The organism is Candidatus Desulfosporosinus nitrosoreducens (genome assembly GCF_030954495.1).
Taxonomy (GTDB): domain Bacteria; phylum Bacillota; class Desulfitobacteriia; order Desulfitobacteriales; family Desulfitobacteriaceae; genus Desulfosporosinus; species Desulfosporosinus nitrosoreducens.
This window is the reverse complement of the sequence record NZ_JAVHUW010000050.1, coordinates 1-19,667: the sequence shown is the minus strand read 5'-3', so window position 1 is coordinate 19,667 and position 19,667 is coordinate 1. Positions and strand designations below refer to the sequence as shown.

The following is a 19,667-nucleotide window of genomic DNA, read 5'->3' as shown; positions in this document are numbered from 1 at the left end:
AGAAAAATGTCATAATAAAATGGCATTTTTTTTTTGTTATCATTAACTAAAAAATAAGCGGGTGTTCATTCGTTTTCAAGACGGAGGGAAACTCTTAACTCACCGCTTGCAGCAGCGGGAGTCTTAGAGCGGCTTAGTCATCGGATAAAGCAGACTTGATTCAGGCGGAGTTATATTCCAACTGAATCTTAGTCGCCCTTATCCAGGGACTTAGCCGCTCTTGACTACCGCTTGCCAAAGCGGGAGTCTTAGAGCGGCTTAGTCATCGGATAAACATTATGAAATCACTTAAATAAAAGAAAAATGTCATAATAATGGCATTCCTTTCATTTAAGATTCTATTTAAGGAAGACATTTGGTTTAAGATTTATTAATAACTAGGAGGAGATCAAAATGACAGGTCGATTACCCGAATGGCTGTATCCTTATAATCTATCAGAACATTATTACAACAAGGCTAAATTAAAACCTTACCAAGGTTTACATAGCAGAAAGTCCCAACTGCACAGCATTTTATGGCAGGAGTTATGTTCTGGCGGCAGTGGGCCGGTACAGGGAATATTAGCGGAGCAAATTACTAATGATTTTGGCTCTTTTGCTAATTTCAAAAAAACGTTTACTGATACCGCCGCGTCTATTGAGGAATCCAGTTGGACATTATTAGTTTGGAGTCCATGTTTTAAAGAATTAGAAATTATCCAGGCGGAAAAACATCAGGATCTTACCCAGTGGGGAGTTATTCCACTTTTAGTCTTTGATGCTTGGAATCCGGTAACGAATCTCAATTATCAGGACAAGCGGGCAAGCTGGATTGAAGCATGGTGGAATTTTGTTAATTGGCGGGATGTTCTTAATCTCTTTGAAGAAAATGTTGAAAATTACATGGATCTAAATGCGGTGGGGGGACTTTAAGGTTTTAAAGGTGTATGTTAATAGCGCTGTGAGAAGCTAAAATTATAAATGGTAAAAGATATATAGAATTAGTCATGGGTAAATAAAGCTATAGAAGGTCGGGCCGTCTGTTGGATGGTCTGACCTTCTATAGCTTTTTCGGTATCTATCAGAGAAGGAAACAGAGGTTAAAATGTAGAATAATAAATTAATATATCAAATTCAATTCAATCGTATGCAGATATGATCACCAGTATTTTCATAAAGTCGATTTATGTCTCTAAGATAATCGAATTCCTTTGTAAGTGACATCCGGCTAAATGTAATCATAATCAAAAATACACAAAGGAGGCTATTAAGCAGTGGAAGAAGTGGAAAGCGATAAGCTAAAAAGCCATCTTATTGATCATAAGAGCCATGAAATTCGGACCTATATGACCAGAATCATCGGTATGACAGATTTAACACTTATGACTGAGCTAACAGAAGAACAGCTGGATTATCTGACAATCATCAAGTCATCAACAAAATTACTCTTGAAAGTGTTAAATGATGTTCTGGATTATTCCAAAATCCTGGTGGGCAAAGTCAATATAGAGCAAGTTCCATTTGACATGCGTGAAACAATTAATGAAGTAGTTGGTATATTTACCCTTGCGGCCCAACAAAAAAATATTCAGCTAAGACTAAACAGCCTGGATAAGAGTATTCCTGAAAAGCTGATTGGCGATGCAACAAGACTTAAACAGGTACTTTCAAACTTAATAAGCAATAGTGTAAACTTCACTGACAACGGTGAAGTAACAATACAAGTTGTTATTGGGGAGCAAGATGACATTAGTATGCAGTTAAAATTCATAGTGACAGATACTGGTGCAGGAGTGCCTGAGGAAAAGCTTGTCAGACTCGTAAAGAGTTTCAGTCCGGATGAAAGTATCCATAGGTTGGAATCTGAAGGCGCGGGGCTGGCAATTTCCCAAAAACTCGTTGAATTGATGAAAGGTAAAATATATGTCGAAAGTACGGAGGGGATTGGGAGTAAATTTTATTTTACTGCAGTTTTTGGTATCCAGGGAAAAGGAGGTTGTTTACCATCGAAACAATAGTAGTGGCGGAAGATGATGATAGTATCAGGAAATTCTTAAGTATCTTGCTGACTAGAGAGGGTTTTAATGTAAAAGTTGTGGAAAGAGGGACTGAAGTAATCAATGAGTGCCGGCTTTCTAAGCCGGATCTACTGTTGCTTGATATAATGATGCCTGGGATGGATGGTTTTGAAGTTTGCCGCAACATACGGAAAGAAAGTAATCTGCCTATCATCATTCTAACTGCAAGGGAAAATAATGAGGATAAGATTTCAGGACTAATCCTGGGCTGTGATGACTACATAACCAAGCCGTTTGACAGCACGGAACTTGTGTTACGCATCAAAGCAGTATTGCGCAGAGCTAAAGAACACGGTAAGCCGGAAAAGGAGCGGAATATTGTTGAGCTTCCGGGCCTGACAATTAATAATATCAGCAGAATTACAGAGGTTAAAGGCAGGGTTGTTGATCTGACACCTAAAGAATATGCTCTGCTTTGGCTTCTGGCTAACCGCCCGGATCAGGTCTTTACAAGAGAACAGCTCCTTGATCAAATATGGGATATAGACTATTACGGAAGTACTTCAGTTGTAACCTCACTGGTAAAACGTCTGCGAGAAAAGATTGAGCCGGATGTTTCTGATCAATATTATATTAAAACAATACATGGGGTGGGATATAAACTGGGAGTGAAACCACTTTAACGAATAAGCCAGAGGTTCGCCATAGCGTTTTTGTATGTAAGAACGAAAGGAGAGCATATATATGGAGCAAGGCCGAAAATATACTTTTTCGTGGAATCATATGGGCGATATCGCGGATGGTCGTCCTAATTTGGGTAATACGGCAAGAGTAGAGGCCTATCGTCTCATGCAGTTTTCTTGTCGGGATGTTATGGAACAATATCTAGGTACGGAAAAAACCGACGAAGTATTTTATCAAGCCGGTAAACTGGCCGGTAAGGAATTCTATAAGCATATGCTCACTCCGACAAAAGATTTTAATGAATTTATCCGACAATTACAAGTGGCTTTACTGGAACTGGGCATAGGGATTTTGCGCGTTGAAAAAACAGATCTGGAAAATGGAGAGCTGGTTTGGACAGTTTCCGAAGACCTAGATTGTTCTGGTTTGCCGGAAATGGATTTTGAGATTTGCACATACGATGAGGGCTTTATCTCCTCACTGCTTGAATGCTATTTGGGAGCGCCATTCCAGGTCAAGGAAGTAGATTGTTGGTGTACTGGCGATAGAACGTGTCGTTTTAGGGCAAAGGCGATAAAATAGAGTATAGGTGGCACTTTAGATGGATAACTTGAAAGAAATTAATCTACTCATAAAATGTTTAAAGAGCCTCATTGAAGATAAAGAAGTTCCATCAGTACCTCCGGAAGAGATTGTGAACATCGAAGATTTTGGAGAAATATATGCCTCTTTACTGGAGATTCGCAATGTTTTTATAGCTCTTGGTAAGGGAGAACTGACATATCCTATTAAGTCAAAAGGATATTTTCCCGGTGCCATAAAGAGTTGGCAAGCATCTTTGCGTCACTTAGTGTGGCAAACAAAAGCAATTTCTGCGGGAGATTTTTCCCAACGTGTTGCTTTTTTGGGGGAGTTTTCCGAGTCATTTAACAGTATGACAGAACGCCTGGCAATGACCATAAATGAGCTCTCCAAGCAAAACAAAGAGAAAGAAAAACGTGAAGTGGAATTAATCAAGGCCAAAGAAGCAGCCGAAGCGGCAAACATTTCCAAGGGTCTGTTTCTGGCGAATATGTCCCATGAAATTAGAACACCAATGAACGGCATCATGGGTTTTCTGGAGTTGCTGAATATGTCCAACCCGTCTGCAGAACAAAAAGAGTATATACGTGAGGCGAAATCTGCTTCAGCGGTATTATTATATGTTATTAATGATATCTTGGATTTTTCCAAAATCGAAGCCGGCAGGCTTGCGATGGAAGAATCTCGCTTTAAAACCAGGACAGCTATTGAAGATGCTGTTTCTCTCCATGTGCATAAAGCTTTTGAGAAAAATATAGAACTTTATTCTATGATAAATGCCAACGTTCCGGAAGAGGTTATTGGTGATGCTCAACGCTTAAGACAGGTCTTAAATAATCTGATTGGTAACGCAGTGAAGTTTACCGAAAAAGGTGAGATTTCTGTTACCGTTGATTGTCTAGAGGAAGAGGACGAAATTGCTTTACTTAACTTTGTGATTAAGGATACTGGAATCGGAATTAGTCAGGAAAATTTTCAAAAATTGTTCCATTCTTTTAACCAGGTTGATTCCTCAACGACAAGAAAATATGGAGGTACGGGACTGGGGCTGGCAATTTCTAAAGAGTTAGTAGCCCTCATGGGCGGGGAAATTGAATTTGAAAGCACACTTGGAGAAGGTTCTACTTTCAAATTTGACGCCCGTTTGCAGATTGCTAAAAGAGCCCCAGACCATAGCTATGTCTTTAAAGAGCTGGCGGGAGTCAATATCCTTATCGTCGACGATAATCCCAGTAATAGAAAAATTGCCGTATCTTATCTAGGGGGTATGGGCTGCAAAGTATTTGAAGCTAAAGATCCCGGCGAAGCAATCACTGCCATCATTTCCAAAGTGAATACTAGAGATAAAATTGATATTGCGCTTATAGATTACCAAATGCCTGGTATGAGCGGCTTTGAACTGGCAGCTTCTTTGAAAGCCATTCCTTTTGCCAAGGATATTAAATTAATACTGCTTACTTCGGCAGCTCAAAGAGGGGGTGCCAAAGAGGCGGAGCAGCTGGGCTTCGCGGGATATCTTATCAAGCCGATTAAAAGAGATGACCTGCATAATTGTATTGCTATCGTTTTAGGTTTAAAAAGCGAGGAAAATACTGAACCGATTGTTACCAAATATGTTGTTCAAGAAAGTCTTGATAAGAGGAAACCTAAAATACTTTTAGTTGAGGACAACGAAATAAATCGTAAAATTGTCATAGCAATGTTTAAGACGAGGGGCATTGCCTGTGATGTAGTGATCAATGGCCTGGAAGCTTATCAAGCTGTAGAGAAAAAAGACTATGATGTTGTTCTCATGGATTGTCAGATGCCGGTTATGGATGGATATAAGTGTACAGCAAAAATAAGAGAGATGGAGGGCAGCAGTAAACATACTACCATTATTGCTATGACAGCTAATGTTATGGAAGGTGATAGAGAAAAGTGTATTCAGGCCGGTATGGATGATTATATTGGCAAGCCTATTAATTTTGATGACATGTTTCAAATAATAGAATCCTATACAGAGAGAGGTAGGGTCAGTTCAGAACACTTTAACTTTATCGCCAATTATATTGAAGGATTTATCGAGCGCACCGGTATTTCCAGAGATGATGCTGAAGAAATATTTGCAGATTATGCTCAAAAACTCTCACAGATATTGCAGGAAGTTGAAAATTATCTTGCCAATGATGATCTGGAAAACTTGAGAATTTTGGCTCATAAGCAAAAAGGAACAGCTGGAAATCTATGTATAACTCCAATTTATAACTTGGTCGTGGAGCTTGAGGAAGCAGTTAAAAAGCGAGAAAAAGAAGAATGTCTAAGAATCTATAAAGAAGTGCAAAAACTCTTTCATTAGTTGCTCTTGACCTTTGGAGATGAAATATTATATCAATGGATAATCCTACGCAAAACCTGGTTTCCAGTTATTTAACTTATAAAGAATATTATTTAAATATTATTAAAATGTCATGAGAATGGCATTTTTTTTTATTATCATTTACTTAAGATAAACGAGAACAAATACGGCACTCGGTAAAGGAAATACCTAAGAAATTTAATAATTAGCGGAGGGGGTAATCATGAAGGACGCAAAGGAAATAATAATTTTTATTGCCTTATCGGCATTATTACTCATAGGAATAGGTTTTTTACCAAAATCAGTATCGAAACCAGTGTCTCAAAATGTGACTTCTGCTACTCCTGCCGTAAATTATGTTGTGCAATCTTCCGATCAGATTCAGTGACGAAGGAAAAAACCTGCGGCTAATACGGTAACTTCTAAAGAAGGCAATTAAGTTGGACGTTAATAATCAGATCAAAAGAAAAAGAGGAGGCCTATCAAATGACAAATCTAAGGGAACTTTATCATTGTGCTATTTGCGGAAATGTAGTTGAAGTTGTTAACAATGGCGCCACATCTTTGGTCTGCTGTGGTAAACCCATGGAAAAACTTGTAGCGGGAAGTAAAGACGCTAGTGTAGAGAAACATGTTCCTATTATTGAGGCAGTCAAGGATGGAATAAAAGTTAAAGTAGGCAGTGCACCTCATCCTATGGAGGAGAAGCATTATATTAGGTTTATCGAAGTATTGACAAAAGATCAAGTACTTAGAGCTGAATTAGTACCAGGTCAAGATCCGGAAAGCTTCTTTCTGGTCAATGCGGATGATGTGGTTGAGGTCAGAGAATATTGTACAGTTCACGGTCTCTGGAAGGACCAGTAATCTTTCAATACCCGTAGGCAACGTCATAAGTTGATAAGGGATTACTATACTCAACATGAAATTAATTATTACGTTGAAAGTGTTAAAGGTCTTACAAGGGAGGGATTTAAGTGAAAAAAATATTGGTAGCAACAGATGCTTCAGAGTATTCCCGTAAAGCATTAATAAGCGCTTTAGAGCTTGCCCGGATTTTTAATGCTGAAATTGAGCTTCTATTTGTTATGGAGATGCCAATAGCATATGAATCAAGTGTATTTGCGTATTTAATATCACCGGAAAATTTAGAAAAGGAAAGTAAAATTATTTTTGACAACACACTTGAAGGAATTGATACAAGTGGAGTCACTTTGATTCAGAAAAAAATGGTAGGAAGAAAACCTGGGGAAGTTATTGTCCAAGAAGCTGAATCTGAAAACATTGACCTGATCGTTATGGGGAGTCATGGATACGGGGCGATCACAGGAACTTTACTAGGCAGTGTAAGTCAATATGTCATCCATAAGTCAAAATGTTCAGTACTAATCGCTAAATAAATGTGGTATATAGGAGAGCCTAAAAAAGAAAGGTTGTGAGCTTATGTCAAAAGGGAATTCGGTTGTTTCTGTTTTTAACAGTCACCAGGAGGCTGAGGGCGCTATTAAGGAACTTCAGCAAGCAGGATTTGACATGAAGAAATTATCTGTAATTGGCAAGGACTATCATACGGATGAGCATGTAGTAGGATATTATAATACCGGTGATCGTGTAAAATACTGGGGAAGGCTAGGGGCATTCTGGGGCGGATTATGGGGATTTCTTTTTGGGTCAGCGTTCTTTTTTGTTCCCGGGATCGGTCCCCTAGTTGTTGGCGGTCCCCTAGTAACCTGGATCATTGGTGCACTCGAAGGTGCTGTTTTTGCGGGTGGACTAAGCGCTTTTGGGGCAGCGTTATACAGCTTGGGAATTCCCAAAGACAGCATCCTAAAATACGAAAGTTCACTTAAGGCTGATAAGTTTCTGGTGATTTTACATGGGACTATTGAGGAATTAGAAAACGCGAAAAAGATTCTAGAGTCAGCTAATTGCGATGAGGCCACGCTGCATAAGGAGTAAGGTCACGACAAGAGAATTTAATTCCGATATTATGACTCAATTATTGCGATTATAGCAGTGGGCTTGATGGGCTTTTATAACACCAGATGGATAAGGGGCAGATTGTCTGCTCCTTCTTATTTTACTTTGTAAGGGGAATTAACCTGCCCGGCAAAGTTTGGTCAACAGCCGGAAGCGACTCTTGCATGGGGACAGGAGAACTAAGGCCAATTTAGTAATAATAGTTGGCATTCTTTTCAATAAAGGGATATTTGAGGTATAATTAGAAGCAGGTAGTACCAACTAACAATTATAAAGTGTAGGTTTATTTTGCGGACGAAAATCAAACTGTTTGATGCTTCGGAATAATAGTATTAATTAGCAACATGAGGCTGACAAATATCGGCCTTTTATTTTTGTAAATTTTTCTCTGGGGAGTTTTGCATAATGGATTCTGTAAGGAAATTTTATGATGATTTATCAGGTGATTATGACCTTATTTTTGAAGATTGGGATGCTTCAATTAGACGCCAAAGTAATATCTTAAACAAGCTTATTAGAAATTATTTTAATCAACCATTCCGAGAACTAAAGCTATTAGATTGTTCATGCGGTATTGGAACCCAAGCAATTGGATTAGCGCTGTTGGGTTATGATGTTCATGCTACGGATTTAAGCCCGAGTGCTATTTCTCGGGCTAAAAAGGAAGCTTATAGATTAGGCGCGAATCTTACGTTTGGTGTTGCAGATTTTCGTTTACTCAAAGAAGTTTCAGGAAAATTTAATGTGCTAATTTCTTGTGATAACTCATTGCCGCATTTATTGAATGACGACGATCTGAATAAAGCATTAAGAAATATATGGGATAAGTTAGAATCAGGCGGCTTGTTTTTAGCAAGTATACGAGATTATGATCAATTATTGAAGGAAAAACCTCGTGCGACAATTCCGGTGGCTTATGATGACCACAAGGGAAAACGGCTTGTATTTCAAGTATGGGACTGGGAGAAGGACAATAACAATAACAATAACATCTATACTTTAGAGCATTTTATTGTAAAGAAATATGGGGACGAATGGAGGACTAGCAGCCGTTTAACTACGTACAGGGCAATTTTGCGGTGTGAGCTGAGTCGCTTGTTATCGGAAACTGGATTTACCGATATGCTTTGGTATCTACCCGAAGAGACAGGATATTATCAGCCGATAATTACTGGAAGAAAAATTTGAGGCGGGGTCTACGTCAGATAACCTAAAATTTGGCGCCACTTGGCTATCTGAAAGTGGTATGGTTCGGCGCAAATTCATAAGCGTTATGTAAAATGGCATATCGGAGTTTGAATTATTGGTCAATAAAGACACAATGGGGGTTCTCAGTAGGAATTATATCCTATGGTGGCTCAAGTAGTTATTGTTAACAAGGGGGGATGGATATGGCATTGCTTCATGTATTGGCAGTAGTTCTTATTGGCTGGCCTGGTATTATTACGGCTATCGCTCTTGTAAGTATCGGAATATATACAAAGAGGATTCGCCTAATAATTTTAGGAACGGCTTTTGCAATACCAATATCTTGGTATTTGGGTTCGACTCCAAAGTTTAGATATATTATGTATGGTCTTCCTCTATTTTTTATTGGATCAGCATTAGCAATTAAATCTGGTAAAAACAGATTAGCGTGGATTCTAACACTGCCATATGTTGGCATAATAGGATGGTTAGGATTTACAGTTTTAAGCCAATAATGATGGGCTTTAAACAATATTGATACTTAAGAAAGGAGTTGGGACAGTGAGCGGTTTTAGTTCTATTTTTTGGGGTTTTCTCTTTATGTTTGACTTCAGAATTCAGGTCTGGGATATTTTACCTAATTTTATAGGATACATATTTATGTATTATGGGTTGGGGAATTTATCTTTATACAGTTCTCAGTTTGGTAATGCTAAAAAATACTCAATACCTCTAGCAGTTCTATCGTTATTTAGCTTATACCAAGTTCAGAACTCGGTAGGGCGTGTAAATTTTGATTTTTTATCACTTGGAGCGGTTGCTCTCGGAATCATTACTACGGTATTAGATTTGCTTCTCGTATATCACCTGTGTCTGGGAATTATTGATCTGGCAAAAGACCAATCCAATGATGATCTTCAAGAGTTGGCACACCATAGGTGGAAATATTACTTTTTTTACAAAGTAGTATTCATTATCTGGTTTACCATAGGTTTAGCCGCTCCATTTCTACTAGCAATAGGGTTCATACCAATGTTTATATTTTCTATAGCTGTTTTGCTTTTAATGATGGCACTAATGAAAAAATCCCAAGAATCTCTCAGTATTAATAGATTCTGAGAAGAATCTAGTTTAAGGAATATAAAATGATAGAAGCAAAATATCAGGGGAAAGATGTGGAACAAAATATTACCCCAGTAACACGTTACCCTGTTTACTGGGGTTGTTTGGGGATTATACTCTCTCTTTTTTGCCTTTGTTTTCTAGCGGTAAGCCTAAAAAAAGAAAGGGTATTAACTTTGCTGATTGAGACAACACGAGACAGCGAGGTACATCTCAAGTGATTCTGAGCGATGAAAGTTATCCGAATTAGATTCCTTATAGATAGAGGATGTAGGCATAGCCTACATCCTCTTGCGTCTTTTAATTAGGAAATCTGTTATTTCGTCTTCATTTAGGATCAATTTTTCTACTTGAGCAGCGACCTTTTCGAGTTCTTCGTGATGTTGTTTACTCAGGGCTTCCAGTCGATCAAAACGTTCGTCGTGTTCCTTAAGCTTTAGGTTAATTTTTTCTAAATGTCTAGTATTATCTTCTAAACGTCTAGCATTATCTTCCAAACGTCTAGTATTATCTTCTAAAAGTCTAGCATTATCCTCCAAATGTTTGGCATTATCCTCCAAACTATTCAAGACGGACTCTTGGAATTTATCGTTATTCTTTAAATAGTTTAAGACTAATTCTTGAAATTTTTCATTATCCATAATTTATAGCACCTTTATATTTTTTATAGTTTTAAGTATAGCACAGAGGTAAGACATTATCTTGTCTAAGATTGTCGGGTGCTTAAATTATTACCTCCAGAGAATCTGATAACACTGTGGGACCGTGGCAAAAATGAAGTAAGAAAAATGGGGTCATTGCCATACGGATCTATAGCTCGTAGCAATGACCGCTTTTTTATAGTTAAAAATGGAATTAGAGGCTACCTTTTATCGTTCCGCTACCCATACGGAACAGTCAAGCTAAATCGGAGGAAATGAACATGGAAAAGAAAAATCCGGATTGGGAAGATGTCGGTTTTTCATATCGTCGGACAGATATGCGGAACGGATGATAAGCCCTGCCAGGGGAAGGGTGATGCCGCCGTTCCCGAAGGAACGCTTTCTGGATGCCCTTGACAACTTGCGTGTTTTTGCTTAAGCTAAGCTACCCTTTGTGCTCGTGCCGCCGGACGGTCTTTCATAAAAAGAGCCAGCAAACCGGCAATAAGCGGGAGGGTAAAGAGTACCGATACTGCGGCATAAAGTCCCCAGAAATCGGCTACACGGCCAATCAGCACGACGGCTAAACCGCCGATACCGTTGGCAAAGCCCAGAGTTAGGCCTGCTGCCATAGCTTTGTTATTCGGGATAACCTCTTGAGCCGCTACAACTGTAACGGAAAAACTGGAAAGCAAAGCCGCACCCGCTAAAGCAAGAAAGACAGTGCTTAATAGGCCGTGTGTCAAGAGAAAGGCAAAGAATAAAGGAGTTGCCAGAACTAGGGAACCGACAATTAGACGTTTACGGCCAAACATATCGGAGATAAAGCCGCCGGTGATTCCCCCGATAGCCCCGGTAGCCAGCATGATTGTCACCAAGTGGCTGGCTGCAATATTAGATAAGTTCCGGGCTTGAAAATATAAGGGAAGCATAGTCAGCAGACCTGTATAGGCTAATGAGCGGACGGCAATTACACTGACAATAGCGGAGAGCTCTTTGGCAGCAAATTTGACGGATGCCACCACTGAGGCTAGGTCCGAAGAGTTGTCGGAAGATAAGTTGATCCGCGGTGCAAAAAAGAGAAGCAATAATGAGACGAGCATGCCCGGGATTACCGTGACTAACGTAGCTTGTAAACCGTAGGTCTGGAACAGTGGAACTAAGAGCAGCGGCCCTAAAGCAAAACCAAAATTGCCAAAGGCGATGAAGGTTGAAAGCAGTACCGCTTTGTAGCTTCCACTTAAAATATTGACCATAGTGGAGGCTTGGGGATGGAAAGCGGCAGTGCCAAGTCCGGCTAATGCCGCTAAAGTCACCAACAATAGATAGTTGCCGTGGACAACGCCTGTTAAGCTCAGCATAATTGCCATCCAGAGGGTTCCTATATAAACAAACCAGCGTTTGCCCTGACGATCCAGATAATAGCCGATTAAGGGTTGAATTATGGAAGAAGTGATGGTAAAAGAAGAGACGAGGATCGCTGCCTGAGTCGCTGTAAAGCTAGGATTGATAAGGATAAGAAAGGGAAGCATCTGGGGGAGAAAGTTACTGTACAAATCATTGAGCATGTGGGCCAAAGATAAGACCCCTATCTTGCTATATTGAATGGGTTGTTTTATCGTAATCGCCACAAGTAATTACCCCTCTCGCCTTTTTGCCGGTTCTAAACTAAATCTGCAATTTTTTTATTTCTTAATTCTTCTTCAAGCTTTTGCTCCGCCGCCAGCATGACCTTTTTGATTGAACATTCGGGGTTCGAGTTTAAGCAACAGTCGAACAAGGAGGATTTACCTTCAATAGCGTGAATGATATCCAGGAAAGAGATGTTTTCCCAATGGGGGCTAAGCGCATATCCGCCATTAACGCCGGATGAAGAATAAATCATACCTTCTTTGACCAACTTGTTGAGGATCTTTGATAAATAAGTTGGTGAAATATTTTGCTGTTCCGCTAATTCTTTAACGCCCATATTTTTTTCCGCAGGGTTTCTCGCTAAATATAAGACTGTGTGCAGGGCATAATCAGTTGCTTTGGAATATTTCATAATACTGTCTCCTATCATAGACTTTGTGAACCTATAATATCCATAAATAGATTGCGTGTCAAATTAATAAATATAAATTGAAGGTGAGTTCTTTCAGTTACCTTTATATCAGTGATGATACCTAAAAGTGCGTTATTGCAGGTTTATAATCCGTATAATAAGGTAAAAGTAAATAAAAATTCAAAGAAAATATTAAAATCGACAGTTGCAATATCGCTTTAAGTAATGAGTAGTGTGAGCACAGTATTCCTGAACTGCCAGGCCTCGGAAATGAGATCTCCGAATCTGCATTCGCGAATAGCGAAAAAGCGACTGTGAAGTAACTGATCAGTCATTTTGGCCGTTTTCTCAGATCTCCGCGTAAATTAAGGCTAAGAATATAGAATTAGGAGTGAAAAACAGAATGAATATTACTGTAATAGGCGCAGGAGCAGTAGGAGGTTATTTTGGTGGAAGATTAGCGGAAGCCGGCCATAACCTTACTTTTCTGGTGCGTGAGAATAGAGCTAAGCAGTTAGCCGATTCTGGTTTAGTAATCAAAAGTCCCCATGGAGATCTGGCACTCACACCACATATAGTCCAGAATCCCCAAGAAATAAAGACTTGCGACCTAATCATTCTAAGTACTAAGAATTATCATCTGGAGGGGACGTTTGCTCAAATTAGGCCGCTTGTTAGTCTAGGCGCCAAGTTATTGCCCTTATTAAATGGAATTGAACACTACGAACTTTTAGCTAAAGAATTTGGTTCAGACAAGGTTTTAGGTGGATTATGCAAAATATTTTCAACTCTTGATGCCGATGGGGTAATTCACCACACAGATAAAATTCATGAAATTACTTTTGGAGCCCTTCAGCCATCACAGAGCAAATTTTGCCTTGAGGTGAAACAAGCGCTAGAAAATTCTCTCTTAACTATCACGTGTAGTGGTAACATATGGGATGATATTTGGAGCAAGTATGCCTTCATTACTGCTTTTTCCGCAATCACAACGGCAAGCCGGCTATCTATCGACCAGGTCGCAGAGAACGAAGCGACAAAGGAAGTTTATTCTCACTTACTGCAGGAAATGTGGTCACTGTCTAGGGAATGCGGTGCCATACTGCGCGATGATTTTGTGCCACAAAATTTAAATGCTATTTCTAATTACCCTAAAGGCTCTACTTCTTCTATGCACAAAGATTTTCGTAAAGGTTTACCTTTAGAGGTTGAAAGTTTTCAAGGTGCGGCAATTAGACTTGGCATTAAACATGGACTGGAGCTGCCAACAGTTCGCGCCCTTTATGGATTACTTAAGCCCTTTGAAAATGGCTTTTTAGCTGAGGGTGAATAAAGAAGACTTGATTCAGGTGGAGTTTTAACTCCATCTGAATCTTAGTCGCACTTATCCAGGGACTTAGACGCTCTTGAAGTCTTGGATTTGGATGACGCCGCAAAAACGCTTTGGCATCAGAAGTACGGATATAGTAAGCGAAGGTTTTTATAGTAATGATATTATATAAAAAAGCTCCCAACTTGAGCGAATCAAGTGGGAGCAGATGACAGAGTGCAGCCCAGTCGGGCAATTATAGGGGATTAATCATTAAAAGGTTCACATTGCTTACAATGAAAACATTTAACCGGAAGCTGTCGCGCAGCCGTTTTAAGTCCCCATTTTCTCAGTTCTCTTAAGACGGTCAGCAAACTTGTACCCATCTCACTTAAGCCGTACTCAACACGTGAGGGAACTTCTGCGTAAACATATCTTACAGATATTTAAAATGCAATAATTTTTTTACAAGCTTAAACAGATGACTGAAAATGAGGCGCTGAAGAAATTAGGGAAAATCGAATTTGCAATTCGGATTGAAAGCGCTTGAAACCTACTTCTGTTTATCTATTAATTGTTTCAGCTTTACCTCAGTTGATGAGTCCTCCACTGGAGTGTATATATTAAAGCGCAAATCCATAGCACCTTGCACTTGCAGAGAAGTCATGTTGAAGAGCATTCTTCCCGCTTTAGCATGTCTGAATTCGATGATTACTTCCGGTGCCATGCTAACATGACTTTCTTGCCATAAAGACGGAAAGTCCGGGTAAAGCTCCGACATTTCCTGAAGAAATTGATTATACCACTCATCATTGACATATTGACCATAGTAAGCTCGAAAAATAGCTAGAAATCCTTTGACAAAATGTCTCCAATTAACAGCTAAGCTTTTTAATTCTTTTCTTGAAAATACTAAGCGAATCATGTTGCGCTGCTCGGTCGGTATTTGTTCAAAATCCAGAAAAACAAGGGCTGCTAAAGGATTCCAACCGACAATTTGAAAATGCCGGTCAGTGATAAAGGTTGGGCAATATTTAAGTTCAGCCAGAATTCTTTCTAAGGGAGAAGGAATTTTAGACTGCGTGACCTCAGGCTCAAAAACTTTGGTATTCGATTCAAAAGCAAGGTCGTAGAGATACTTGCGTTCATCACTGTTAAGCTGTAAAGCTTTGGCAATAGAATCCAACACGGATGAAGAAACCTGGATATCCCGTCCTTGTTCCAACCAGGTGTACCAAGTGGTGCTCATTCCAGCCAATTGAGCAACTTCTTCTCTCCTAAGTCCAGGTGTTCTTCTCCGAGCACCCGTTAGCAATCCGACAGAATTTGGTTGAATTTTGGCGCGCCTTGCTTTTAGAAAGGCAGACAATGCTTCCAATCTTGTTTTATCATTCAATATTGAATCCCCCTAAGCGTGTACATGGTGTTAATTATACTATGATAATCTATAACTTGTAATAGGATAACCAATATGTAAGAATATAGAAAAGCCTATTTAGTAGGGGGGATCAGGATTGGAACGCGTGGTTGTCACAGGAATGGGAATTGTTTCACCGTTGGGGAACACTGTGGAAGAATTTTGGCAAGGTTTAATTGCAGGCAGGTCGGGAATTTCAACAATCGATGTATTTGATGTCAGCAACATGAAAACCAAAATCGCCGGTATCGTGCGTGGTTTTAACCCGGAAGAAATACTTGGCCGCAAAGAAGCACGGCATATGGACAGATTTTGTCAATTTGCCATGGCTGCGGCCGATCAGGCATGGTCAGATTCAAAGCTGGAAATAAAACAAATTAACTTGGAACGTCTCGGCGTTTATGTGGGGTCGGGCATAGGTGGAATTAAAACTTTAATTGACAATGTAGATATTCTGCGCGCAAAGGGACCGGGAAGAGTAAGCCCAACCTTGGTGCCCGCAATGATTGCCAATGCCGCCACAGCACAGATCAGTATTAAATGGGGTGCACTGGGGCCGACAATGTCACCGGTTTCTGCCTGTGCAATCGGAAACACTGCAATTGGTGAAGCGTTTCGGCTAATCAGGTATGGTGAAGCAGATGTCATAGCTGCCGGTGGGGCTGAGGCCGCAATCACTGATTTGGCCATAGCCAGTTTTGTGAATGCAAAGGCTCTGGCTTCGAGGAATGATGAGCCAACTAAAGCCAGCCGCCCCTTTGATGCCAAGCGGGATGGATTTGTCATGTCCGAGGGTGCGGGGATATTAATACTTGAGTCTTTAGCACACGCTCAGGCCAGAGGCGCACGAATTTATGCCGAGGTCCTCGGCTACGGTCTAAGTTCGGATGCCTATAACATGGTGGCTTCACACCCTGAAGGCTATGGGGCATTTCTGGCGATGAATAAGGCTTTGCAAGATGCAGGTATTTCCAGTGAACAAGTGGATGTTATAAGCGCTCATGCCACAAGCACATTGACAGGTGATTTATCCGAGACAATGGCCATTAAGAGGGTTTTCGGAACCCAGGCCTATAAGATTCCCGTAACGGCGAATAAGTCTATGACCGGTCATATGTTGGGAGCTGCTGGTGGAGCAGAGGCTGTTGCCTTAATAAAAAGTTTGCAAGAAGGAATTATACCTCCCACAATTAACCAGGAAGAATCCGATGAGCAATGCGATTTAGATTATGTACCTAACATGGCCCGTAGAAAAAATATGAAGATAGGGCTATCAAATTCGTTTGGCTTTGGCGGTCACAATGCAGTGATTGTTTTAAAAAAGTATGAGCAGCATACAACCGGGCTGAACTAGAGGGAGTGACAGTGTGTTTTATGCTTCCTTGGACGTATGTTCCGGGGGAAGGGAGGCGCACTCTTACACCAATCCGAAAAATTGGCGGAATTATAAGGTGTTTTGCGTATTTGTAAAAGTTGAATTTCCGATTTGAATGAAAAGAAAGCCCCCGGTTAAGGGGGATTAAGCTGCTTTGGCTAATAATAAGAGCTTTCGTTTAGCCTTTCTCAGCCGGATATTTTGCCATTGACGCAAGTCCAGTAATTGTACCCAGGCCCATTGTTTCAACTGCGGTACTGGGTACTACCACCAAAGCTCCTTTTTCTTTCAACCCCTCATAAAGCATGTTCATAGCCCTTAGATGCATTGCTACAGGGTTATTCTCATAAGCTTTTGCAGCTTCAGCAAACTTGGTAGCTATCTCTGTTTCCGCAGTTCCTAAAACAATCCTGGCCTTACGTTCCCGTTCAGCCTGAGCTTCCCGGGACATAGCATCCTGGAGATTTTTAGGGATAATTACGTCGCGAATCTCTACCGACTGTACAGATACACCCCAAGGTTCCGTACGAAGGTCAATGATTTTCCTCAATTCTTCATCAATATTCTCCCTTCCTGCTAGCATTTCAGCAAGTTGAGTCCTGCCTATAATATCCCGTAGGGCTGTTTGGGCTGCCCAAGTTAGTGCATCTCGCCAAATTTCAGAATTTGAAATAGGAAGAAAGAGCAGTAGAGGAAATATATTTTTTGTACATGTACCCGTGGACGCAGCATTGTGAAGTTTGTATCGGAATTTGTAGAAAATAGAAATGGAGTAAGGGGCGAGACTAGGAGTAAACTGGTACCAGATGAAATCCATAATTTGAGGCTAAAAAGCTGAAGTTTTTGTAGGTAACCGTCGGGAGGAAGGGACCCAACGGTAGGTCTTTTTAGGCAGGCATGTCCCAAATTCGAATGCGCATTCGAATTTGGGACATGCCGTTTGATTTTACCCTTGCATAATTCTTTTGCTCAACGGCTGATTTTTGGCAAATCTTCTTTCTGCCAACTGGAAGTTTGGACGAACTTGGGATAATGTGTAGTTAATAGGATAATAGGAAATAAATTATAACTAAGTTATTAGGGGGAGTTATATGGAGAGGATAGACGAAGTATTTGAATTCTATAACGCTGGTGCTGAAGAAGGCAGATTAGAAAGAGGGCTTGGAAAAATTGAATTGTACAGGACAAAAGAAATATTAAAGAAATATATAACCAGTAATCAAAGAATTTATGATATTGGTGGTGGAATTGGAGTTTATTCGTCTTGGCTTGCAGAGATGAATAACGAAGTTCATCTTTTAGAGCTGGCCCCAGCAGCTGTTGAATATGCTCTCAAAAATCAAACAGAAAATAACAGTTTTATTGCCGAGGTTTGTGATGCAAGAAATATTCCCAGACCAGATGAAAGTGCAGATATTATTTTGCTAATGGGACCGTTATATCATCTGCAAAATATAGATGACAGATTGCAAGTCTTGAACGAAGTTAAACGAGTTTTAAAAAAAGAGGGTCTTTTATTTTCAGTAGGCATATCAAAATTCAGCTCTACAACTTGGGCGTTATCAACATACGGAAAAAGCAATAACTTCTTGGACGATGATATTTTTAATAAAATGATTAATGAAGAATTATCATCCGGAATTCATGTGCGGCCAAAAGAATTTCCGAATTTTATTGCCCAAGCGTACTTTAATACCCCGTTAGGTTTACAACAGGAGCTTGAAACAATGGGTTTCCAGACAATTAAGAAATATGCTATTGAAGGTGTAATTTGGTTTACACCTTACTTAGATGAAAAGTGGGAAGACAATACTAGTAGAGAACGATTGTTAAATATTATACGACGTACAGAAAATGAAGAAGAAATTATGGGAATGAGTCCACATTTTATGATTGTATCAAAAAAATAAATTGTTCCGGTGATATAAGCTTATTTCACATTGGTACTTTAAGAGCCTTGGACTTGATCTTAAACTGCTAATTCTTTATTTATTACGGTATTTCCCTAAACAATGTATGTCATCTTCTCAGATAAGGAGTTGAATTTAGGGAGTCGTAATGCTGTTTTTGCCTGAATTGGGGGCAAAACCAAAAAGAAAGAATGCGGGTTTGACCAAATAAAGTTCTCAACGAAATGAAGTGTGTATTCAATGTGAAAAATGTTTTCCTTTTGCTCAATGAGAACTTTGCAGGTCAATACCAATAAAGGAGTATTTAAATTGACCGGCGTCAGGCTTCAGGTTTTGTGCTTTGTCTTTGGGACATAAGATGCGGCGGCCGCCCGGCCACCGCTTTCCTATCCCTGCGCTTAAGCCTGCGGCGGATCAAACAGGTCATTCGTGGTTGTATTAACTATCCGAATGTCCTGTATTCCCGTTAACGCGCCGCTTGACGAAAGGAAGATGTTCTTTTCAATAATCGTGTTCATTACGGCCACGATGTCGTCCTTACTCAGGTTTTCCTTCGGATCAGTTATACTGAGCGCGAAGGTTTTGTCGCCCGCAGTGGTAAAAACAAGTTTTATGACCTTGGTCGTTGTAATAGCCATGGCGCCGCCTCCTTTCCGCGAAATTTTCCCTATTATAAATTCATGAGTCCTTATCCCGGGAGGTTACTCCTCGATCAACTCGTAGTTTCTTCTCAGGTAGACGTTTGTCACGTTATTTCCGATCAGACTGAACAAAGCCATCGCCACATCGTGGATATCCTGTTCCGGGGCGTCAGCCAATACGTTATTCAGTGTTTTTTGCTTAAAGACCGGGCTGCCTTCAGGTGTGGTCCCGGTCTGATATTTGACAATCACCGCCGAGCTTAAAGGAGTGACATTCACTGCCATGCCCATCCCTCCTTTCCTCTGTATTAAGCTTCATTAACTTAACAACTCAACCTGTTCAATTTATTCTATGTCCTGCTTGTCCGGATTGTTACCGCTTTAACCTCATTTCCCGCCGCGGAACTGCCCTGACCGGGTCCGGCCCCCATTCGAAGGC

The 19,667-nt window shown here is 40.2% G+C and carries 23 protein-coding genes; 15 read left to right on the top strand and 8 right to left on the bottom strand.

The annotated features are described in order from the left end of the window. Nucleotides 1–393: 393 nt before the first annotated feature. From REC12_RS11855 to REC12_RS11800, 12 genes are all read left to right on the top strand, one after another. Nucleotides 394–912, top strand: a complete 519-nt coding sequence (locus REC12_RS11855; protein ID WP_308894674.1) for a Fe-Mn family superoxide dismutase — start codon at nt 394–396, stop codon at nt 910–912. A 341-nt stretch (nt 913–1,253) separates the two neighbouring features. Further along, nucleotides 1,254–1,997 carry a sensor histidine kinase gene (locus REC12_RS11850; protein ID WP_308894672.1) on the top strand — a complete coding sequence of 248 codons (744 nt, stop codon included), beginning with the start codon at nt 1,254–1,256 and terminating at the stop codon, nt 1,995–1,997. Continuing rightward, nucleotides 1,976–2,680: a response regulator transcription factor gene (locus tag REC12_RS11845; RefSeq protein ID WP_308894670.1), complete on the top strand. Its 705-nt coding sequence runs from the start codon at nt 1,976–1,978 to the stop codon at nt 2,678–2,680. Before REC12_RS11850 ends, REC12_RS11845 begins: the two co-directional genes overlap by 22 nt. Nucleotides 2,681–2,741: 61 nt before the next feature. Beyond that, on the top strand, nt 2,742–3,263 hold the full coding sequence (locus tag REC12_RS11840) for a V4R domain-containing protein (RefSeq protein ID WP_308894669.1): 522 nt from the start codon (nt 2,742–2,744) through the stop codon (nt 3,261–3,263). A gap of 19 nt (nt 3,264–3,282) precedes the next feature. Beyond that, the gene (locus tag REC12_RS11835) at nt 3,283–5,601 is read left to right on the top strand and encodes a response regulator (protein ID WP_308894667.1); all 2,319 of its coding nucleotides are present in this window, start codon (nt 3,283–3,285) and stop codon (nt 5,599–5,601) included. A gap of 223 nt (nt 5,602–5,824) precedes the next feature. Beyond that, nucleotides 5,825–5,989: a flagellar basal body-associated FliL family protein gene (locus REC12_RS11830; protein ID WP_308894665.1), complete on the top strand. Its 165-nt coding sequence runs from the start codon at nt 5,825–5,827 to the stop codon at nt 5,987–5,989. Between the two features lie 98 nt (nt 5,990–6,087). Then, nucleotides 6,088–6,468 carry a desulfoferrodoxin gene (locus REC12_RS11825; RefSeq protein ID WP_308894663.1) on the top strand — a complete coding sequence of 127 codons (381 nt, stop codon included), beginning with the start codon at nt 6,088–6,090 and terminating at the stop codon, nt 6,466–6,468. A gap of 110 nt (nt 6,469–6,578) precedes the next feature. Then, nucleotides 6,579–7,001, top strand: coding sequence for a universal stress protein (locus tag REC12_RS11820; RefSeq protein WP_308894662.1), 423 nt, complete (start codon nt 6,579–6,581; stop codon nt 6,999–7,001). Nucleotides 7,002–7,044: 43 nt separating this feature from the next. After that, entirely contained in the window at nt 7,045–7,560 is a 516-nt protein-coding gene (locus tag REC12_RS11815; protein ID WP_308894660.1) for a general stress protein, read from the top strand. Nucleotides 7,561–7,986: 426 nt separating this feature from the next. Beyond that, nucleotides 7,987–8,769 carry a class I SAM-dependent DNA methyltransferase gene (locus tag REC12_RS11810; protein WP_308894658.1) on the top strand — a complete coding sequence of 261 codons (783 nt, stop codon included), beginning with the start codon at nt 7,987–7,989 and terminating at the stop codon, nt 8,767–8,769. A gap of 203 nt (nt 8,770–8,972) precedes the next feature. After that, the gene (locus REC12_RS11805; protein WP_308894656.1) at nt 8,973–9,284 is read left to right on the top strand and encodes a hypothetical protein; all 312 of its coding nucleotides are present in this window, start codon (nt 8,973–8,975) and stop codon (nt 9,282–9,284) included. A 46-nt stretch (nt 9,285–9,330) separates the two neighbouring features. Beyond that, nucleotides 9,331–9,888: a hypothetical protein gene (locus tag REC12_RS11800; protein WP_308894655.1), complete on the top strand. Its 558-nt coding sequence runs from the start codon at nt 9,331–9,333 to the stop codon at nt 9,886–9,888. A gap of 284 nt (nt 9,889–10,172) precedes the next feature. Here the strand turns inward: REC12_RS11800 and REC12_RS11795 are convergent, their stop codons facing one another. From REC12_RS11795 to REC12_RS11785, 3 genes are all read right to left on the bottom strand, one after another. Next, a complete protein-coding gene (locus REC12_RS11795; RefSeq protein ID WP_308894653.1) occupies nt 10,173–10,532 on the bottom strand; it encodes a hypothetical protein in 360 nt (119 codons plus the stop codon). 440 nt (nt 10,533–10,972) lie between these two features. Continuing rightward, on the bottom strand, nt 10,973–12,163 hold the full coding sequence (locus REC12_RS11790) for an MFS transporter (protein ID WP_308894652.1): 1,191 nt from the start codon (nt 12,161–12,163) through the stop codon (nt 10,973–10,975). Between the two features lie 32 nt (nt 12,164–12,195). After that, nucleotides 12,196–12,576, bottom strand: coding sequence for an RrF2 family transcriptional regulator (locus tag REC12_RS11785; RefSeq protein ID WP_308894645.1), 381 nt, complete (start codon nt 12,574–12,576; stop codon nt 12,196–12,198). Nucleotides 12,577–12,979: 403 nt separating this feature from the next. Here REC12_RS11785 and REC12_RS11780 point away from each other — a divergent pair, with 403 nt between their 5' ends. After that, nucleotides 12,980–13,909: a ketopantoate reductase family protein gene (locus tag REC12_RS11780; RefSeq protein ID WP_308894642.1), complete on the top strand. Its 930-nt coding sequence runs from the start codon at nt 12,980–12,982 to the stop codon at nt 13,907–13,909. A gap of 242 nt (nt 13,910–14,151) precedes the next feature. Here REC12_RS11780 and REC12_RS11775 read toward each other — a convergent pair whose 3' ends face one another. Together REC12_RS11775 and REC12_RS11770 are read right to left on the bottom strand one after the other, a co-directional pair. After that, a complete protein-coding gene (locus REC12_RS11775; protein ID WP_308894752.1) occupies nt 14,152–14,331 on the bottom strand; it encodes a winged helix-turn-helix transcriptional regulator in 180 nt (59 codons plus the stop codon). Between the two features lie 107 nt (nt 14,332–14,438). Continuing rightward, a complete protein-coding gene (locus REC12_RS11770; protein ID WP_308894640.1) occupies nt 14,439–15,281 on the bottom strand; it encodes a helix-turn-helix transcriptional regulator in 843 nt (280 codons plus the stop codon). A 127-nt stretch (nt 15,282–15,408) separates the two neighbouring features. Here REC12_RS11770 and fabF point away from each other — a divergent pair, with 127 nt between their 5' ends. Beyond that, on the top strand, nt 15,409–16,656 hold the full coding sequence (gene fabF / locus REC12_RS11765) for a beta-ketoacyl-ACP synthase II (protein WP_308894748.1): 1,248 nt from the start codon (nt 15,409–15,411) through the stop codon (nt 16,654–16,656). A gap of 199 nt (nt 16,657–16,855) precedes the next feature. Here the strand turns inward: fabF and REC12_RS11760 are convergent, their stop codons facing one another. Continuing rightward, complete coding sequence (locus REC12_RS11760) at nt 16,856–17,494, bottom strand: SPFH domain-containing protein (protein ID WP_308894638.1); 639 nt, start codon at nt 17,492–17,494, stop codon at nt 16,856–16,858. A gap of 274 nt (nt 17,495–17,768) precedes the next feature. Here REC12_RS11760 and REC12_RS11755 point away from each other — a divergent pair, with 274 nt between their 5' ends. After that, the gene (locus REC12_RS11755) at nt 17,769–18,587 is read left to right on the top strand and encodes a class I SAM-dependent methyltransferase (protein WP_308894637.1); all 819 of its coding nucleotides are present in this window, start codon (nt 17,769–17,771) and stop codon (nt 18,585–18,587) included. A gap of 398 nt (nt 18,588–18,985) precedes the next feature. Here the strand turns inward: REC12_RS11755 and REC12_RS11750 are convergent, their stop codons facing one another. Both REC12_RS11750 and REC12_RS11745 read right to left on the bottom strand, forming a co-directional pair. After that, a complete protein-coding gene (locus tag REC12_RS11750) occupies nt 18,986–19,225 on the bottom strand; it encodes a DUF2922 domain-containing protein (RefSeq protein WP_308894636.1) in 240 nt (79 codons plus the stop codon). A 63-nt stretch (nt 19,226–19,288) separates the two neighbouring features. Next, nucleotides 19,289–19,513 (bottom strand): DUF1659 domain-containing protein, encoded by a 225-nt coding sequence (locus REC12_RS11745; RefSeq protein WP_308894635.1) that lies wholly within the window; start codon nt 19,511–19,513, stop codon nt 19,289–19,291. Nucleotides 19,514–19,667: the final 154 nt, after the last annotated feature.

What these genes read in the sequence shown, in the direction of transcription:
- REC12_RS11835 (WP_308894667.1), top strand. Translation starts at nt 3,283, where the DNA reads ATGGATAACTTGAAAGAAATTAATCTACTCATAAAATGTTTAAAGAGC.
- REC12_RS11755 (WP_308894637.1), top strand. Translation starts at nt 17,769, where the DNA reads ATGGAGAGGATAGACGAAGTATTTGAATTCTATAACGCTGGTGCTGAA.
- REC12_RS11780 (WP_308894642.1), top strand. Translation starts at nt 12,980, where the DNA reads ATGAATATTACTGTAATAGGCGCAGGAGCAGTAGGAGGTTATTTTGGT.
- REC12_RS11855 (WP_308894674.1), top strand. Translation starts at nt 394, where the DNA reads ATGACAGGTCGATTACCCGAATGGCTGTATCCTTATAATCTATCAGAA.
- REC12_RS11810 (WP_308894658.1), top strand. Translation starts at nt 7,987, where the DNA reads ATGGATTCTGTAAGGAAATTTTATGATGATTTATCAGGTGATTATGAC.
- REC12_RS11840 (WP_308894669.1), top strand. Translation starts at nt 2,742, where the DNA reads ATGGAGCAAGGCCGAAAATATACTTTTTCGTGGAATCATATGGGCGAT.
- REC12_RS11805 (WP_308894656.1), top strand. Translation starts at nt 8,973, where the DNA reads ATGGCATTGCTTCATGTATTGGCAGTAGTTCTTATTGGCTGGCCTGGT.
- REC12_RS11815 (WP_308894660.1), top strand. Translation starts at nt 7,045, where the DNA reads ATGTCAAAAGGGAATTCGGTTGTTTCTGTTTTTAACAGTCACCAGGAG.
- REC12_RS11795 (WP_308894653.1), bottom strand. Translation starts at nt 10,532, where the DNA reads ATGGATAATGAAAAATTTCAAGAATTAGTCTTAAACTATTTAAAGAAT.
- REC12_RS11825 (WP_308894663.1), top strand. Translation starts at nt 6,088, where the DNA reads ATGACAAATCTAAGGGAACTTTATCATTGTGCTATTTGCGGAAATGTA.
- REC12_RS11760 (WP_308894638.1), bottom strand. Translation starts at nt 17,494, where the DNA reads ATGGATTTCATCTGGTACCAGTTTACTCCTAGTCTCGCCCCTTACTCC.
- REC12_RS11750 (WP_308894636.1), bottom strand. Translation starts at nt 19,225, where the DNA reads ATGGCTATTACAACGACCAAGGTCATAAAACTTGTTTTTACCACTGCG.
- REC12_RS11745 (WP_308894635.1), bottom strand. Translation starts at nt 19,513, where the DNA reads ATGGCAGTGAATGTCACTCCTTTAAGCTCGGCGGTGATTGTCAAATAT.
- REC12_RS11830 (WP_308894665.1), top strand. Translation starts at nt 5,825, where the DNA reads ATGAAGGACGCAAAGGAAATAATAATTTTTATTGCCTTATCGGCATTA.
- REC12_RS11785 (WP_308894645.1), bottom strand. Translation starts at nt 12,576, where the DNA reads ATGAAATATTCCAAAGCAACTGATTATGCCCTGCACACAGTCTTATAT.